The sequence below is a fragment of the Aeromonas sp. TECH754 genome, from assembly GCF_056279295.1.
The window spans coordinates 826,169-843,308 of the sequence record NZ_JBWBRA010000001.1 but is presented as its reverse complement, the minus strand read 5'-3'; the positions used below and the strand labels follow the sequence as shown (position 1 = coordinate 843,308).

Annotated in this window: 11 protein-coding genes; 10 read left to right on the top strand and 1 reads right to left on the bottom strand. The window is 49.7% G+C overall.

The window, feature by feature from the left end; all coding sequences use genetic code 11:
* Window positions 1-63 precede the first annotated feature (63 nt).
* On the bottom strand, window positions 64-5,376 hold the full coding sequence (locus ACZ9IL_RS03740; protein WP_476002291.1) for a DUF4011 domain-containing protein: 5,313 nt from the start codon (window positions 5,374-5,376) through the stop codon (window positions 64-66).
* 407 nt (window positions 5,377-5,783) lie between these two features.
* Between ACZ9IL_RS03740 and ACZ9IL_RS03735 the strand changes: the two genes are divergently transcribed.
* From ACZ9IL_RS03735 to ACZ9IL_RS03690, 10 genes are all read left to right on the top strand, one after another.
* Window positions 5,784-6,677 (top strand): helix-turn-helix transcriptional regulator, encoded by an 894-nt coding sequence (locus tag ACZ9IL_RS03735; RefSeq protein WP_476002290.1) that lies wholly within the window; start codon window positions 5,784-5,786, stop codon window positions 6,675-6,677.
* A gap of 126 nt (window positions 6,678-6,803) precedes the next feature.
* The gene (locus ACZ9IL_RS03730; protein WP_476002289.1) at window positions 6,804-7,472 is read left to right on the top strand and encodes a TM2 domain-containing protein; all 669 of its coding nucleotides are present in this window, start codon (window positions 6,804-6,806) and stop codon (window positions 7,470-7,472) included.
* Window positions 7,473-7,484: 12 nt separating this feature from the next.
* Complete coding sequence (locus ACZ9IL_RS03725; RefSeq protein WP_476002288.1) at window positions 7,485-8,174, top strand: hypothetical protein; 690 nt, start codon at window positions 7,485-7,487, stop codon at window positions 8,172-8,174.
* Between the two features lie 161 nt (window positions 8,175-8,335).
* On the top strand, window positions 8,336-9,778 hold the full coding sequence (locus ACZ9IL_RS03720) for a hypothetical protein (RefSeq protein ID WP_476002287.1): 1,443 nt from the start codon (window positions 8,336-8,338) through the stop codon (window positions 9,776-9,778).
* 367 nt (window positions 9,779-10,145) lie between these two features.
* Complete coding sequence (locus tag ACZ9IL_RS03715; RefSeq protein WP_476002286.1) at window positions 10,146-10,640, top strand: hypothetical protein; 495 nt, start codon at window positions 10,146-10,148, stop codon at window positions 10,638-10,640.
* Between the two features lie 325 nt (window positions 10,641-10,965).
* Window positions 10,966-12,144, top strand: a complete 1,179-nt coding sequence (locus tag ACZ9IL_RS03710; RefSeq protein WP_476002285.1) for a hypothetical protein — start codon at window positions 10,966-10,968, stop codon at window positions 12,142-12,144.
* An 86-nt stretch (window positions 12,145-12,230) separates the two neighbouring features.
* Entirely contained in the window at window positions 12,231-13,373 is a 1,143-nt protein-coding gene (locus tag ACZ9IL_RS03705; protein ID WP_476002284.1) for a tyrosine-type recombinase/integrase, read from the top strand.
* Window positions 13,374-13,440: 67 nt separating this feature from the next.
* The gene (locus tag ACZ9IL_RS03700) at window positions 13,441-13,632 is read left to right on the top strand and encodes a helix-turn-helix transcriptional regulator (protein ID WP_476002283.1); all 192 of its coding nucleotides are present in this window, start codon (window positions 13,441-13,443) and stop codon (window positions 13,630-13,632) included.
* A gap of 24 nt (window positions 13,633-13,656) precedes the next feature.
* Window positions 13,657-14,112, top strand: coding sequence for a hypothetical protein (locus ACZ9IL_RS03695; RefSeq protein WP_476002282.1), 456 nt, complete (start codon window positions 13,657-13,659; stop codon window positions 14,110-14,112).
* Between the two features lie 59 nt (window positions 14,113-14,171).
* A complete protein-coding gene (locus tag ACZ9IL_RS03690) occupies window positions 14,172-17,060 on the top strand; it encodes a hypothetical protein (RefSeq protein ID WP_476002281.1) in 2,889 nt (962 codons plus the stop codon).
* Window positions 17,061-17,140: the final 80 nt, after the last annotated feature.

The following is a 17,140-nucleotide window of genomic DNA, read 5'->3' as shown; positions in this document are numbered from 1 at the left end:
TAGAGCAACGCTAATGGGGATATATGCATAACACGCATGTATCCCCCATCAGATCACTTGACCTCAAACAGGTTGGGCTTCAAAACGAGCTTGTTCTTCCAGTTCATCTAGCCGTGCGAGAAGCGCTTTCAGAGGGATCTCTCGGTTAAACCACCAGTCAGTCGACCAAATACGGTGAATATTCCAGCCTAAACCTTCAAGCACCATTTGGCGCAAGCGATCTCGATCACGAGCACTCGGTGCGGAATGATAAGTAGCGCCATCGCACTCTACTCCCAGCAAAAATTTTCCTGGAGCATGAGGATTGACTACAGCCAGGTCGATGCGATAACCGGATACACCCACTTGTGGCACAACACGCCACCCACGGTTACGCAAGGCGTCAATGACCTGATATTCAAAAGGACTGTCAGGTTCCCGCCCAGTTGGTATGGCTTGTTCAGTCAAAACACGTGCACCATGCAAAGCGAAGTCCAGATAGGCTTTTAGGTCTGCCACCCCCCTGGCATTGGTGCGCGATAGATCAATGTCCTCTGGCCGTAGGCTTGAGAATATCTTGACTTTGTGTCGAGCACGGGTCACAGCGACGTTAAGGCGACGATGGCCCCCTTCCTTGTTCATTGGACCGAAATTCATACTCAGCTTTCCACTAGCATCCTTAGCAAAGGTAATTGAGAACAAGATGATGTCACGCTCGTCACCCTGAACATTCTCCAAATTCTTGATGAAGAGTTCTTCCGAGCCAGCCTGTGCAATAGCCTCATCCAGTTGCCGATTCGCAAGGCGCCGCTGATCCATTAGTTTCTCTATCAGAGCCTGTTGAGTAGAGTTAAAGGTAATGACTCCAATGGAGAACTTCTTGCCTGCACCTGAGAGATAGTGCTGCTCGATCTCATCAACGATCTTGGCCGCTTCAATTTTGTTTGTGCGCGACTTGCCGGGCTCATATACCCCTTTCGAATCAACAAACTCCACAGAGTTATCCGTTTCCACGGGACTTGGGAAAGTAACTAAATCCGACCCGTAATACTGGTGGTTACTGAATGTAATCAACCCTTCGTTACGTGAACGATAGTGCCAAGCCAACCGAGACAATGGCATGCCACAGGACAAACATTCATCCAGAATAGATTCCATCTCGATGAGACTTTCATCATCAAAGTTTCCAGAGGCATCCGAGGCACTAAAGAAGTTGGTCGGAGGTAGCTGTTTAGGATCACCAACACAAATCAATTGCTTACCGCGTGAGATTGCACCAACAGCGTCCCACGTCGGTATCTGCGAGGCTTCATCAAATATAACTACATCGAACATCTGAGTGCTCGTGTCTAGATACTGTGCAACGGACTGAGGTGACATCAGTAAACAGGGTTTTAAGCGTGGCAGCACTGCGGAGGATTTTTTAAGCACCTCTCTTATCGGACGATGCATCTTCTGCTTCTGCGCTTCATGGCGCAAAAACCCTACTTCCCCTTTCAAGTCACCCGTCAATTCTGACCCAGTTGGAATCTTGCCGCGCAACTTGGCCTGTACATACTGAACTGTGAGTTTCTGGAAACGCTCATCAGCCTTTTGGAACTCTGCAATTTTATGGGCTTGTGATGCGCCAGAGAAGTTCGCGAGCAACGGCTCTCTATCCAAAATGCACTTTAGCCACCAGCTAGCATAAGACACCACAAAATGTTCTTTAAGATCAGCAAGATCTACTGCACCTTGCTCGACCTGCTCAATCAAGCCCTGCAATCCAAGTAACAAAGCCTTCGCACGGGAGTCATTCCAGACACACCATGGTTGGATTTCCTGTTTATGTGACTGCCACTGAGCATGCATTGAACGTATGCAACCCAGTAAGCCCACTTTGGCCGAGCCCCCCAAAAATTCGCTATTACCAGTGAGTTCCCTAAGGCTGGTGAACTGCGCTATGAACCCCGAATATGAATTCCTGTAAGCCTGGGCCACGTTATAGAGCCGCCCACCCGGTCTAAAGGACTCATTTTGATCAGAAAGCAGCACTCGAAGCGAACTTCGGGCGACGTCTAACTGCTCCATCTGTGCGTCAAAGGCTTTTTGCACAGATAAAGCCAGATCATCCATCCAGCGAAGATAGGCTGCCGCCTCACTCCAATCGGTATTCTCGGCCTTAAAAACGTCTCCCAAGCAACTTGACCCGATTGCAGCATTTTCGTGAAGGTACTGATCCTCTACATTTAATTTGGCCAAATTATCAAGGAACTCGTCCATCTCCTCGTCAGCAACGCGCGACTTATCAAGGCTAAAAAGTCTAATCTGATTAGAAACCTTCCGCTTAGTAAACCATTTCTTGGGCCACCAATCTTGGGATGCCGCTCTCCACTGAAGTTTTAACGGTGCGGCTTTTAGCGTTTTTAGTTCCGCGTCGTAATTCTTGAAGAATGACCATAGGGCGGTACGCTGCTCACCATGCCGGATAAGTTCGCCCAATTTCTTACGTTCTTGCGTGCTGAACGCTTGACTAGCTGACTCCATCGGCACCTGTGAAACGTTAAGTAAAGCAGCAGCAAGTTCATCAATGGACTGCAACTGATCCAAGCTCGCTTGATTAGCCTCGATTTTTACGAGCGCGGAGAAATCCTGCAAGCTGGCCTCAATATCGCTCACTTGCTCAACGGATTGCTTAGCCGTTTGCAATAGCCTGTCCTGCCAAGTAGGAGTCCAAGTTGTCTTCTTTACTTCATTGAGCGGGTGAGTCGATATTTTGGAAAGGCGTGTAGCCAACGCTGCCAAATCACCCACAAAATCTTCCAGACTGCATTTTTCCTTGTAGTCATGTATCTCTGGGTCAGTCCAATCAAAGCGAGCTGGTTCTTTGTCGCTCACTAACGTCCAGCCCATAGCTTCGTACACTGTCAAACCGTTTCTATGTGTCTGATGTAACACCCTAACCAAGGCATTCAGTTCGTTTCTCAGCGCAGCCAGCCGCTCTGCCTCGTACTCCCAATCAGCAACGAGTTTGTTGTCCGCGCATTCGAGCACCTGCACAAACTGCTTGGAAATCTCTGATTTCTTCGCTTTAGTCGAATGCAGCTCTAGGCAGAACTCCGCCAACCCAATGTCTGTTAATCGGTTGTGTACTACCTCCAACGCAGCCATTTTCTCAGCTACAAAGAGCACAGTCTTACCATTGGCCAGGAAGTGAGATATAAGGTTGGTAATAGTCTGAGACTTGCCCGTTCCTGGAGGTCCCTCAACGACCATGTTTCGACCCTTTTCGGCTGTGCAGATAACAGCCAATTGAGACGAGTCAGCCAACAATGGTGTGTACAAAGATTGAGGTGAGAAGTCGCGATCCAAATCCTCAGGCCTGATCACTTTTGTGTCATCCTGAAAATTTTCACCGTGATGGTTAACCAAATGGTCTACCACCTTATTTTTGAGTAAATCCTGAGAGTTTTTGGATAAATCTCTCCACATGAGGTACTTAGCAAAAGAATACAATCCAAGATAAGAATCCTCGATGACTTCAAAACCTTTCAGGTCCTCAACTTTCTTCCTTAATGTCGCAAAAATCTTGTCTACGTCTACACCGGAATCATCATTTGGAAGTTGCCCGTCGAGATACGGTAAAGAGATGTCAAATGTTATTGCCAGCTTTTGTAAGAGTGTGGGGTTAAAAATTGTTTCCTCATCCAAACGTTCTAATCGGATGCCGGAGCCTACCGCACCGCGCTTCAATTTCACTGGAACTAGGAGAATTGGCGCCTTCAATACAGTCTCGGCTTCTGGGGTTTCTTTCCAGCATAAAGTACCCAACGCAATATATAGGCTGTTGGACCCGGTCTCATCTAAGGTATTTTTAGCCTCACGGAATATAACAGTGGCGTAGTCCTGCAGTTTTTCTTTTTCTACATCAAAACAGATTTCTTTTTTTGGTAGCGCCGATTTCGCATACTGCTCAGCCGAGGTCATGCCGTGTTCGGCTTTAAATTCTTCCTCACTTCTGGGGTCGCCCATGTCGGCCATTGAACGTTTGGCTACTAGCTTGAATTCACCACCTGCAGCCAGTGCGTCTTCAAGATCCCCCGCATCATGAGTCACTACTTTTAGGAATTTTTTGCTGGGTTTGAAATTCAGTAGACGATTTCGTAAAGTCAGATCTAGCAGTTTGGACTTCCAGTTTGCCAGACGACCTTCCGGAGTGTTGTCAGTCACTACGTTTTCGGTGGTTATGACTCCTGGATCTAATGGCGGCAATTCTGGGACATCTTCAATAATTGGTCCCGCCGGTGAAAAATTCTCACCATAGTCGACAGTGCCTTTGCCTAGCGCAGCAATAGCACGCATCGGGCGAATGTGATTCTGGCGAGCCCGCTTGATGTCAATCGCGTATTCAAAAGTGTGCTCCTGGGCTTCTTCCAGATAATTTGCTGCATCGGCAATAGCCTTTTTCATAGAAGCAGCCTGAGGAATCACAGTGGTCTCAAGCGTGAGAAATTCTCCGGAAGCAATTCTCTTTCTCACATCTTGAGCACAATCTTCTACCGGGTTGGAAAAATACGAATCAACTAACCAGACCCCAACCCAAGCATGGCCTTCCTTGACCAAAATTACCGGGTTCAAACCCGCTTGTTCCAGACAAGCCGCCAAAAGTACGCTGGAATCCAGACAGGTCATCATTTTACCATCGAGGATCTGGGCAGTAGTCCGAATCTTCTGTCCTGTTCGTTCGAAAGAGGCAGGTGGCGGTGCGTAATGGAACCCCATGTTTGCTAGAGTTTGGTAAATTGCATTTACCTGTTTCCAGACATGCTCACGGTTTTTACTCTGATATCCATTCATGCTCAAGCCTGTGGATGACTTGAGCAAAGAAGATGCGGCTGACAGTATGCGATCAACTTCTATAGGCGTGGGTTGAACATGTGCAGCCAATAGCTCTGGTAAACCCAGTGTTGCTCCCCACTCGTTACGAGCTAATACACGGATCGGTTCGTTGTGAACCAAAGCTTCTTCGCCTTCTTTAGACACGGTGATTATGATATTACCGGACTCAGCCTCATCCAAATCGAATAGATAGTCGTGGTTTAGCGAGAGTTTTAGTTGAACTGAGTTGAAGGTTCGAGACTCTTCAGCACCGAAGATATCAAAGGTGAAACGCTTGGGTTCAAAAAATGCCGGATTGACACTTATCTGAAAATCCACCTGTCTGAACGACTGTTCGCTTTTGTTGCGAATAATTAAACGCTGAATTAGTGGGATATTATTTTGAGCTGCGGCGTAATTTACTATCTTTGCCGCTTCAATTGAAATCTCAAATGAATTACTAAATAAAGTGTCTGAGGACTGCACCTCCGTATTAACCACAACACCTTCATTTGGTAGATTCTCGGATGTATCACTCATTCACTATTTCCTTATATCGCAATCAGAGACAAACCATATCACTCGAAACCGTGTTACCAAACAAACACAAAAAACCTCCATAAAGAAAGGGAATGGTTGTGGGGTCTACCATAACGGACAACCCGTTGTATAGACAATCTAAATTAACACATCTTTCTTATTGTGCGCTGTGGCTCACCGGGCGGTTAAAAAACACACATGGTGGTTTTAGTTCCTCCTGAACACAAACGACCATCGTTGCCCGCTCAACCGCTTCACGCCGGTTGATAACAAAACCCCTCTACTGATGACAAAAACCCATCGCCGATGATGGGTTTTGCGAAAAACTGCCTGCCATCCAATTCGTCACGCCGTGTCGCGGCTTGTTTGGATAATCCACAACACGGTTATTCCCCTTGCTAGATGGTATGCACGAACACGACAAGATTGCTCAGCGCCTCGGTATGCTCCTCACCCGCCTGTACAGCGGTGAGAAGCTGCACCTGAGTGATCTGACCACCGAGTACAACGTCACCGTGCGCACCCTGCAGCGGGATTTCAATCAACGCCTCAGTTATCTACCGATAGAGCACCGCAACCAGCAATACTGGCTGGATCCTGGGTTCCTCAATCACAAGAGCGATGGAAAGCTGCGAAAGCTGGCCGAGCAGTTGGGTATCACCGACCTGTTCCCCCGCGCCAGTGAACATCGTCTGGGACAGTTGCTGGAAAGAAGCAACCCAAGCCTCTTCGCCATCAAGGGATTCGATGCCCAGTCAACCGACACACTGAGTCATCAGTTACCGGTATTAGAGCGGGCCCTGACCCACCATCTGCAATGCTGGCTCATCACCAAAGACCAGCGCAAGCAACTGTTTAGCCCCTATCAGCTCGTCAACTACAAGGGCACCTGGCACTTGGTCGGCGTCAGCGAGGGGCGCTTGCAAGCCTATCCGCTGAGCAACATCGCACTGGTTGAGCTATCGCAACAGACCTTTACCCGCGATGCGCTTATTCAGCGGCAAATCGATACCGATCCGACGCTCTGGCGCTCCGGCATGATCGAGGTGCTCCTCAAGGCCAGTGCCTCCATCGCCATCAACTTTCAGCATCGCCCGTTGCTGCCCGAGCAGGAGATTGTCAAAACCCTGGATGATGGTTCGCTGTTATTGAGCAGTCGTGTGCTCGATGCCAACCAAATTCTGCCAGTCATCAAATCCTGGATGCCGGGACTCAGCGTGATCTCGCCCGGTTTTATCCATGAGCAGATCGTCCGTGATTTACGCCATCTATTGGCCCTGATGAGTCAGGCTCCGCCCTGACCCATTTGTGACAAAGATCCCATTTTATACATCTGGCGACAGCGCCTGACATACCGCGACACCACCTGTCGCCGCTGTTTCACATTGTCGTCAACCATCCCGCAGTCGATATCCAAGGAGTAATGCATGAACACCATCAGCCTGCAAAAAGTGTCCGACAACACTCTTTGCTCCACCAGTCCCTATGAGCAACTCTTCGAGCATGTCGCCGCCCATTTGCAAGCCCAGGGCGGCACGTTAAAAACCATCGAGCGCACCCACGGCAGGATCGAAGCCGCATGGAAATATGGCTTTAACCCTTTCGGTATGCGTATCACCGTGAATTTTGCCTCCCAAGGCGATGAGACCATCCAGCTCACCCTCAATGGCTCGTTTGTCGATGCCATCGATACCTTCGGCGCTGCCAAGAAGAAAGCCAGGGCAATGACGGATGAACTTCTGAAGCCTATCGATATCGCAGCCTGGCCTATTAAAGAGGGAGCAGCCCCCTCCCTGCCCCCCTCTGCCGCGACCACTCCCCCGCAGGCACCGCTAAACGGCGCAAACGCCGTTGCGCACCGTGGCAAGCGCAAGGGGCTCACCGCTGTGTTCGCTTTCTTGGGCGGCGGCATTGGTCTGCATAAGTTCTACACCGGGAATTGGGGCTGGGGGCTTATCTACCTCGCGCTTTGCGCCACCGGCCTTCCCCTGGTCTTGTCCGTGATCGAGTTCATCCGTGTTCTGTGTCTGACACAGGAGGAGTTTGACCGTCGCTATAACTACCGCCCCATATCCGCGTTTTCATGGGTGTGGTGAGGAGCACCTTGTATGAACATAAAAACTGCAATTGGTTTACTGATGCTCTGCTCGACAGGCGCTCAGGCTGGTTTGTTCAGCCTGCTGGATGTGGCAACCCTCAAGGAAAGCGAGCTGGAGATGTGCCCGAACATCTCCGTCGAGAAGATGGTCAACAGCTTCTTCGAAGATCCCGAGTGGACCGGCGGGAAAGCGGCAGATGGTCGGAAATTGGTGAATGTCAGCGGCACCATCACCTATGCCAGTCAGCCCGCACGGGCCATGGTGCAGGTCTGGATGCAAGATGATGGTTTTTCTGTGGAGGCGTTGGAGATTAACGGGCGACCACAGCCCGAGGGAATACTGGATCTACTGCTAGAGAAAATGTGTCAGAGCGCCAGAGGTACTGACCATGCCGGGGATCCACAGCAGCAAGCCGTGGAGCTGCCGTTCACGGGAACCCGGTACTTCAACTTCGGAGGTGAAAATGGGATTCAACAATCCATCACTATCGCCCCCAACGGACGCGTCACATTGAGATCCCATGGTGCGACCTCTGTCTCTGTCGATTATCAGGGCACGTACGAAAACCCACTGCTGACCCCGGCGGGTAACTATCGCGTTCATGCCGACAAGATATATGTCACCGACGAAGGCGGAGACTTCCCCGACCCATCAGAGTGCGAAGTCATCGTGTGCGAGACAGAACTGTCTGCACCTTGATGTACTGAAGCCGGAATACAACGGAAAGTTCGGTGAATAGAAACTCATAAATCAGAGGCTAATCAACATTTTATAGCCGTACACCGAGATAAAATTATCACGATGATAACGGACCATGCTCTGGGCGTTATCGCATACCAATAATAAACGGGAAGCTAACAATGAAGAAAACCCCCTTGGCCATGATGTTGATGGCTACTTTGTCAGGCTGTGGCGGTGGTGGTAGCGACGGTGGAAACACGGATAGTCCAACCCCACCGGGTGCCTCTTTGGCGATGTCAGGCAAGGCGATTGATGGATACATTCAAGGCGCGATCGTCTATCTCGATCTCAATTTCAACCGTCAGTGGGATGATGGTGAACCCAAGACAACTACCAATGATGCCGGTGATTATCGGTTAGAGCTGCCGGTAGACCTGCAAACCTGCGCTCAATACGCCCCCTTGGTGGTCGATGTACCGGTGGATGCCGTGGACCTGGATCTTGGCCCGGTAACAGAAGCCTATCAAATGGTCCTTCCCCCCACCTTTGCCCCTATCACCAAAGATGATGTCTACCATGTGACACCGTTGACCACGGTGCTATGGAGCAGTGTAGAAAGTGAGCTGGCCGCCCAATCGCAGACAACTTGCCAGACCGTCATGGCGAACCGGCAAAAGCAGGAACAGTTGATCGCCTCGATGAAACAGGCCGTCAGCCGGGTTGTCAGTCACTACAACATCTCCGAGCAGAAGCTATATGCGGACTTCATCGCCAGCGGTGATAGCGAGACAGCCACGCTGGCCCAGGAGATCGTGCGCGGCTTGCAGCAGTCCTTCACCGAGACAGAAGCCTTGAAACGGAATAACCCGGACGCCACCTTTGTCTATGTCGATTACCACAAGGGGGATAGTCGCGATCACAACAATGCCTATCCGGATGCTTGGTATCGTGAAATCCAGTTGCAAGGGGCAGCCCAGAGCAGCACCGAGCTGGTGAAGGTGAGCGATGATTTCGCACAAATCATCAAGACCATCATCTATGGTGAAGAGCGCCAAGTGACGGGCAATAACTACACCTACACAACCCGCTACGACTTTGAGTCGCGCCATGGGGACAACACCCCCTATAGCTGTGACATCAAGGAAACCCTCTCGGCCCGCTCAAACGCCAAGACGTACACACTGGTGAATCTGGCTAAAACATCGGCAGAGAGCTTCAACGACTGTGCACCTGACGATATGGCAGCAGCGATCACCCACCGTTACGCCACCATCAGCTATGACGCCAACGATCTGAGTTACGTCACCCAGTTCATCTATAACCGGCAGGCGGGCGCATTCAGCTTCCTGAACGACTGGGTAGGTCTGGAAGCACAGCTATCTACCCTGAACATCGGTGAGCTCACTGCGGCTCTCGAAGCCCTCCCCTATCAGTATGACGAACCATCCCAAGATCCTGATGCGGCTAGCTGGGTCAAGAGCATGACGGCCAGTGAAAATGGCAATACCATCAAAACCAGTTACAACAGCAGCGGCCTCTATCAGAAGCAGACAACCTATGCGGACGGTACTCATAGCCTGGAATGTGGCACAGACGGCGTAAACTGGGGGGCCTGTCAGTAATCCGGCACCATAGAGCAGAAAACACAGAGGCCAGGGCCGGTCGGCACTGGCCTCTTTTTCGCATAGCTTAGCTATAACTGAACCATCCTGACGAATGGCCGAGTCGCGTCCCCTGATTTAGCTTCAATCGCCCACATGAAAATCAATCATCCTGCGCAACACGCGTGAAATGCACATTGCAGTCTGCACGTAACCATATGATTTATCGACGAAGAAGTAATAGGTGTAACAGCGCCATTGGGGATACACTGAATAGCCTATGTGCTCTAGAAACACCCCATACATCATGGTCACGGGTCTAGAAATCTGCCGGGCTCAGCTGATCATGGTCATGTAGTGGTAAACGTTATATGAATATGGAGAAGATGTGGAAACGTTAGCCCGGAGATTAGCCGCGATTGATGAGTTGGAAACTTGGAAGCTACATTGTCATGGGTATAGTGCTCAAGATAAACAGTCGGCTTTTGAGCGTGCCCAGCCTCTCTGGGTGAAGCGCAAGGTTTCAGAGGGTACTCTATATCTACATCCGGATGTTATTGCTGAACTTAGAGGGCAAGATTGGGTCCCGAATGACCTGCAGAAACGCATGATATGGGCAAGCGTGTTAGCCTCCGCTGAAGGAACCACCAGCAGGGAGCGTTTTAAAACAATCAAAACATGCATACTAAAAAAGTATGGTCGTAATTGGTGGGAAGATGTTTACCGCCGTCAAAAGCACGCATTTGCGGCCAAAGAGCGTATCCGTAAGCAATCTGCATCCAATGGGCCTGTTGTTAATATGCTCATAGCAAATACACTCTTGTTCGGTGAAGCTGCCAGAGATCAAATTAAGGCTGCGTTGAGTATGATACCTAAGGACTGAAAGCATTCGCTTCCCCCTTACCATTCCCCTGTATTCCGATCCCTTGAAATACTTACACAGAGATGTCTGAGACAGCTTGCCACGTGACAAATATCACAATTAATGCGTTTGGCATCTGGTATGGTAACGTGATGCTTACTTAAGCTTAAGCCCGACCAGCACCAAACTACTCCTCCATTGGACTCTCGTTATGATCAAATCGTAAATTTGATCCTTTCCATTATCGTGATTGGCAATTAAACAGGTTGTTCGCCCCGATGAGGTGGTAGTATATTGCTAGAAAATTTTTTAGACCCTCTTATCACCTGATAGTTAAGATACATGTATGGCAAAAGAAAAATATGGTTTAATACCACACGATGATAAAGATATTTTAGGTTTCAAAGCTGAGTACGGAGAACGTGTTTTAGAAGAAATGTTTTTAAATACGGATAATAAGTCGCCTAAGATTAATAACCTAGCCCTCCAACGCCTGCTAAAACCAAACACCATTCAGTTTACAACTGTCGATGACATTGAGCTTATTTTTAATTTCCATCAATACCTACAAGAAAAATTAACGGCAAAAATAAAAAACTACCGCCAAAAAGAAAACTCTTTTAAAAATACTTTTGAACATTTGATGGCACTTTCAGAAAACAATGAAAACCGCCTTATAGACACCTCAGTCATTGAGGATATAATAGTCCAACTACAATCGCTTACACACCCTTCTCCACAAGGGGTTAATTTCCACGGCATCATTGATGGAAAACATATCGGTAGTAAGCGCGATATATTGAAGATGTCGAATGATATTAACAACTCCGCACGTGACATCGCGACAAGACTAATTTTCCTGACAAATGAAGTACATCAATATCCGGATAGATATACGCTTGTTGGAACATCGACTGAGTTCTTGTCATATTTAGCCAACCTTCTCTTGATTTTTACCCCTCTGGAGATTACTGAACAATGGTTAACGTTTGAAGAAAATGCTCGGTATCATCCTGAAAAAAACACTCCAGATGATTTATTTATGGCAGTTGGGACTAAAGCTTCAATGGAGTTTGGATGTTATCATCATATAGTCAAGACATTCCTCATTGCGGCCTATTTCATATTGTTACACATTGAAGAAATATTCCCAGTAAAGGAACGTAGCAGGACATTATCTCCTGATGAATACATATTTTTCACACATAGTCGCAGAACATTCGGAGAAGGAAAGACGAATAAGTTGATGTCGATACCCATTTACTATAGGAATATTACCTACAAGATTTGGCTATACTATTGGCAACACTCTCAACCAAAATTTAAAAATTCTACCCCTGATACAATCGACGAACTGCACGTGACGGGTCCGGAAATGATTATGGCACTTGACGAAGCATTTCCACTTACGCAGATGGGATCAAAAGATTCTAGCTCAGATACTCTTGCAACTAGACGAAATCTTATTTCCGATATTTACAAATACCCATCACTCGTTGACCACTACTTCAATCACGAGGGCTGACGCTCTGACCCGCTTGCATCACCCGTGAGATAACTTAAACCCCGCTCCGATTACTGTTACCTCCCTACTATCAGGAGGTAACAGTCATGCCCATCATCCCCCTACACTTCACTCGTAAAACCCTTGATGCCCTTCTTCCCCCCAAGAACGGGAAGCAGCAGGAGTACAAGGACGTAACGCATCCTCAACTCCGGATCATGCGTTATCCTTCATCACTCTCTTTTCTGTTCAAGACCACCCATCGCTACCAGCCGATCTGTGAAACGCTTGGAGCGTATCCATACATGTCGATCCAGGATGCTCGTAGCGCTGTTTATGAGCGAATGCAGGCTCTCCAAAGCGGCACTTACTCGCTGGGCAAGAACAAACGGCTCGATGAGGTCTATCAAACCCTTTACCTCACCGACCTCAAGCTGAACAAGCGTAACACGGCATCTGAGTTGTATAAGGTGAAGAAGTACATCCTGCCTCGCTTTGGCGACAGCAAGATCGGAAAAATCGAGTGGCAGGACATTGAATCGTTCAAGCTCGACCTCTGTGCTCATCTCCAGCCATCCAGCGTAAACAAGATCCTCGCCGCCCTCTCCCGCATGTTCACGCTGTCGGTCGAACATGGCTATCTGGCTTCTAGCCCCATGAATGGGGTAAAGAGACTCAAAGAAAACAACCAGCGTCACCGAGTGCTCACCACGGATGAACGTCAGGGGTTTATCACGGCATGCAATGCGCTACAAACACCTGGGGCCAACTCCTTGTTGCTTTCCCTCTATACAGGGATGCGGATCGGCGAGGTGCTCTCGATCAAGAATTCGAACGTTCATCTTGATGCTGGTTATCTCGTCCTTCCCCTCACCAAAAACGGCCAACAGCACGTTGTACCGTTATCGACGTCAGCCATCGCAACGATTAGAGAACAACAGGAAGCGTTCGGCATTCAGGACTACTTGTTTTTCTCTCCTAACAGGGCCAATGCGCCTTTAGCGTATCCGCGCCATGCCTTCGAACGAGTCTGCAAACATGCGGGGGTCCAAGGTCTGTGTATTCACGATTTGCGCCGCAGCTTTGCCACCACCTTGCTCCAGGAAACCGGTGATCTTGCCTTGGCGGCCCAGACACTCAACCACAACTCCCTTGAGACGACACGGCTATACGCAAGATATCAGGTCAACGAGCTCATCGAAAAAATCAACGCCACACAGGCTAGTTGGAGCAGCGTGCATGACAGATGAGATTTTCTGTTCTCGATTTTTGGGACAGTAGCTCCAGTCGAACGAACAGCACAAACGAGAGGTAGCGATGGACGAAGACAAAATGATCACTCGAAGCGAGTTGGCCCAGCGGTGGCGCATCTCAAAAAGCTGGCTGGACAAGCAAATGATCATCGCACCCGAGACGCTACCCGCATTTGTCACCATCGGGCGGCAAACCCGGTTCCCACTTAGTGAAGTGGAGAAGTGGGAACGTAAACAACTGCAAAACCAAAATTAACAACCCTACCTACAGGAGGCTCTCATGAGCACAAATAACACTCAACACACCGCTGCCTATCAAATCGTAGGTGCATTCATCAAAGTGAACGATGGTTTGACGAACCTCGGCACGATCAGCCGCGTTGCACACATGCAGCTCAATGACCCCGACCAGCCACATGCGCTGATGGCATGGTCCGACAGCAACTCATACCCGGCCATTATGTACAGGAGCAGTGACCGACAAGAAATCGAGGAGCGCTTCAAAGAGGTCTCTAGTCTCGTGCTCAAGCAAAAGAAGCGCAAGTTCATCCGAACCAAGAAGTTACTGGTCGCAACAGACCTGATTGCCGGTTGCACCCCGATCGTAAAAGACGCCAATGTCTGGATCAGTATTTCCCTTCTGTTGCCAGACACCAAGCCCCTGTGGGTAGCATGCGACTCTAAAGAAGAACTTGATGAGGGCATGGAGGCTATCGAACGCCAGCTAAGCGCCTAACCGTATTCCTTTTCAATAAAGGGTCTCCAAGGAGGCCCTTTTTTTACGAGCCAACACGCATGAAAAGACAAGAAAAACCTACACATAATGCTGGAGACACGGCGGTGAGCTTTCCCTACGCAGATACCGACCTGCTGCCGGAGCTTAATAACAGCCCCCTTCCCGATGACTACGGCATGCTCAACGACGAGCCACACCAGAGCGCATTGGCGCTCGCGATTGAAAACGCACTCGACCCCTGCCAATACATGAATGCTCCCTCACGCCTTCCTGACTGGATGATAGATGGCCTGAGTTCTGATGTGATTGCGGGAGACCCCGACATACCTGATTACCTGCTACCCGTGCAGGAGAATTCTACCAACAAGGCACTGCGGTTACGCACCCAGCAATTTCTCAAGCCTGGGGAGACAGTGGTTCCCGCAAAAGGGGCAGGGATCCATATAGGCATAGACAGCGAATACGTATACAACCCCAAGACAATGCACAACGACATTCTCTCCTACCAGTTCTTTGTTAAAACGGAAAAAGGAGAGCATGCAGAAGTCATTTACCCAGCCTCTTCGAAAAAATCTGACCGACTGAGCTTTGAACGATTTATCAGCCACATCATTATTGAATGTAAAGCGAAGGGGCTAATCACAGAATGGCCCAAGCACGTCTTTGTGTATGCCCATTTCCTGCGGGCAGACCTTGCCTCGTTTGGCGACTTCTGGCGGTTCAAAACTCAGGTTAACGGCATTCGCCGAACAGTGGCGTCAGTAAACAATGCCTATGGCATCGATCTTGAGAACGTCTTGCACCGTCAAGCAAAACCGGCCCCGCTGATTTTGCGAGACAAGCAGCGTAAAGCCCAACGAACCTTGATCACCTTTGTCGACACTATGCTGCACACCCCAGGTGGTGCTGGTCTTGCAGCCGTTGGTGAACTCATTGGCTTACCAAAATTGTCCCTTCCTGCGGGTCACTCCATTGATCGCATGGATGAACTACTCGCCGGCAACAAGGCAGCCTTTGAAGCTTATGCCCTGCGCGATGCCGAAATCGCAGTCAAATATGGCCTACGACTCCATGAATTCGCTAAGACACTGGGGCTTTCATCCCTGCCAAAGACGATTGGCGGCTGTGCCACATCGGTGTTCCTGAAACATCTGCGCGAAACAGGTCAAGACCGGGACCTGCTATTTGGAACCCATGAGGTGGTGCAAACTGGATGGAGCAAAAATGCATCCAGACCTGTGACCAAGAAGGCTCGGGAAATGGCCCCTGAAGCAAAGCTATTCGAGGGTTTTGCCATCGATTGCTACCACGGTGGACGGAATGAATGCTTTTGGGGTGGCCCGACCCCACTATCGCTCTTCAACGATTTTGACCTCAGCGGAGCCTATACCACAGGGCTCGTTGACCTTTTACCCCTTGATTATGAGCGAGGGCGAATGACCGCCAACACAGCCGACTTCTGTGGCCATGTCTTTGGTCTTGCTCGCGTTAAATTTAGATTTCCATACGGGACACGTTATCCCAGCCTACCGGTGCGTACTGGAATTGGCCTGTTGTTTCCCCTCACTGGTGAATCTTTCTGTACCGCACCAGAGATCGAGGTCGCACTCTGTATGGGTTGCCAGATTGAGATACATCAGGGTGTCATCATTCCTTGGGCAGATACGACGCAGCGCCTGTTTGAGCCCTTTGTCTCGCAGGTTCGGGAAAAACGCCAATCGTATGTGAAGAAATCCTTCGAAGAGCTACTTTGGAAAGAAATCGGTAACTCTCTCTATGGCAAGCTGGCTCAAGGTCTGAGGGGCAAGTCAGCCTTCGATACATCCAGTGGATTGAGCAAGCCCATTGAGCGCTCCGCCATCACCAACGCATTCTTTGCCGCGCATACGACCGGCCTGATCCGTGCCGTACTCGGAGAAGTCTTGGCCTCCATCCCCGCTCACCGAACAGTGGTGAGCGTCACGACAGATGGCTTCCTCACCGATGCTACATATGACGAACTTGTGTTGACTGGCCCGATATGCCGCCGCTTTCAGGAACTGGGCGAGCGACTGGATGGCCCTGGCTTTCGGATGTTGGAGCAAAAACATCAGGTTAAACAGGCCATCGCGATGAAGACTCGTGGTCAACTCACCCCAGAAGGCGTTGAGGGTCAGCCCCAGATCCTGGCCAAGGCTGGGGTTAAGCCCCCCTGCTCTAAGGACCAGCATCAGGCGTACATGCTTGACCTTTATCTGAATCGTACCCCCGGTCAAAAAATCGAGAGTGACCATTTAATATCTACGGCTGAAATGTGGATCAATGAACGCGATCTCGTCTCCGTGAGCAGGTCAAAAACCCTGAATCTTGAGTTCGACTTCAAGCGGCAACCCATGCTGCCATCAATGCAGCACGTACTGGGCACCGAGCATATTTGTTTTGATACACGCCCCTGGCCGACGGTAGCTGCCGCTATGGAGCAACGTGTGGTATTCGATAACTGGCGGCGGACGAACTGCCTGAAGACTCTCGATGACTGGGAGAACTGGGAGGATTACTTCGTCTGCAAGACGTCGATAAAAGGATTGCCAATGCGTATGACGGATGAGGGTTCGCTCGGCATCCTCAAGCGGGTTTTTCTGCGTGCTTATACCCAGTCCGCCTTCGGCATGACGAAAACGATGGGGTACGATGAGTTGGCCGAATGGCTGACGGTCAATGGCTGCCCAACCAGCGTGGATGACTGTAAGTCAGCCAAACGCGCCAAGCTGGTCGGGCAGTGTGTGCCAGTAACGACGCGCACCGTCCGCCTGGTGCGGGTGATCCTGCAAGAGTGTCCGGGGTTAGATCTGGGGGCGATGTTCAAGCCCGAGGACATACTTCAGCTCCAAGACAGACTGAACAGAGCCAAGGCAAGGATGGCGCAAATCACGCAGGATGCGCCGAGCCATGAAATGATAACTGATTGATTTATATATCAATATCTGGCTGGTGTAATAAAGCGATTGGGGAAACAACATAGTGGTTGCTTCCCCCTTCTCTTTACGTG

What these genes read in the sequence shown, in the direction of transcription:
- ACZ9IL_RS03735 (WP_476002290.1), top strand. Translation starts at nt 5,784, where the DNA reads ATGCACGAACACGACAAGATTGCTCAGCGCCTCGGTATGCTCCTCACC.
- ACZ9IL_RS03700 (WP_476002283.1), top strand. Translation starts at nt 13,441, where the DNA reads ATGGACGAAGACAAAATGATCACTCGAAGCGAGTTGGCCCAGCGGTGG.
- ACZ9IL_RS03710 (WP_476002285.1), top strand. Translation starts at nt 10,966, where the DNA reads ATGGCAAAAGAAAAATATGGTTTAATACCACACGATGATAAAGATATT.
- ACZ9IL_RS03705 (WP_476002284.1), top strand. Translation starts at nt 12,231, where the DNA reads ATGCCCATCATCCCCCTACACTTCACTCGTAAAACCCTTGATGCCCTT.
- ACZ9IL_RS03730 (WP_476002289.1), top strand. Translation starts at nt 6,804, where the DNA reads ATGAACACCATCAGCCTGCAAAAAGTGTCCGACAACACTCTTTGCTCC.
- ACZ9IL_RS03725 (WP_476002288.1), top strand. Translation starts at nt 7,485, where the DNA reads ATGAACATAAAAACTGCAATTGGTTTACTGATGCTCTGCTCGACAGGC.
- ACZ9IL_RS03695 (WP_476002282.1), top strand. Translation starts at nt 13,657, where the DNA reads ATGAGCACAAATAACACTCAACACACCGCTGCCTATCAAATCGTAGGT.
- ACZ9IL_RS03740 (WP_476002291.1), bottom strand. Translation starts at nt 5,376, where the DNA reads ATGAGTGATACATCCGAGAATCTACCAAATGAAGGTGTTGTGGTTAAT.
- ACZ9IL_RS03690 (WP_476002281.1), top strand. Translation starts at nt 14,172, where the DNA reads ATGAAAAGACAAGAAAAACCTACACATAATGCTGGAGACACGGCGGTG.
- ACZ9IL_RS03720 (WP_476002287.1), top strand. Translation starts at nt 8,336, where the DNA reads ATGAAGAAAACCCCCTTGGCCATGATGTTGATGGCTACTTTGTCAGGC.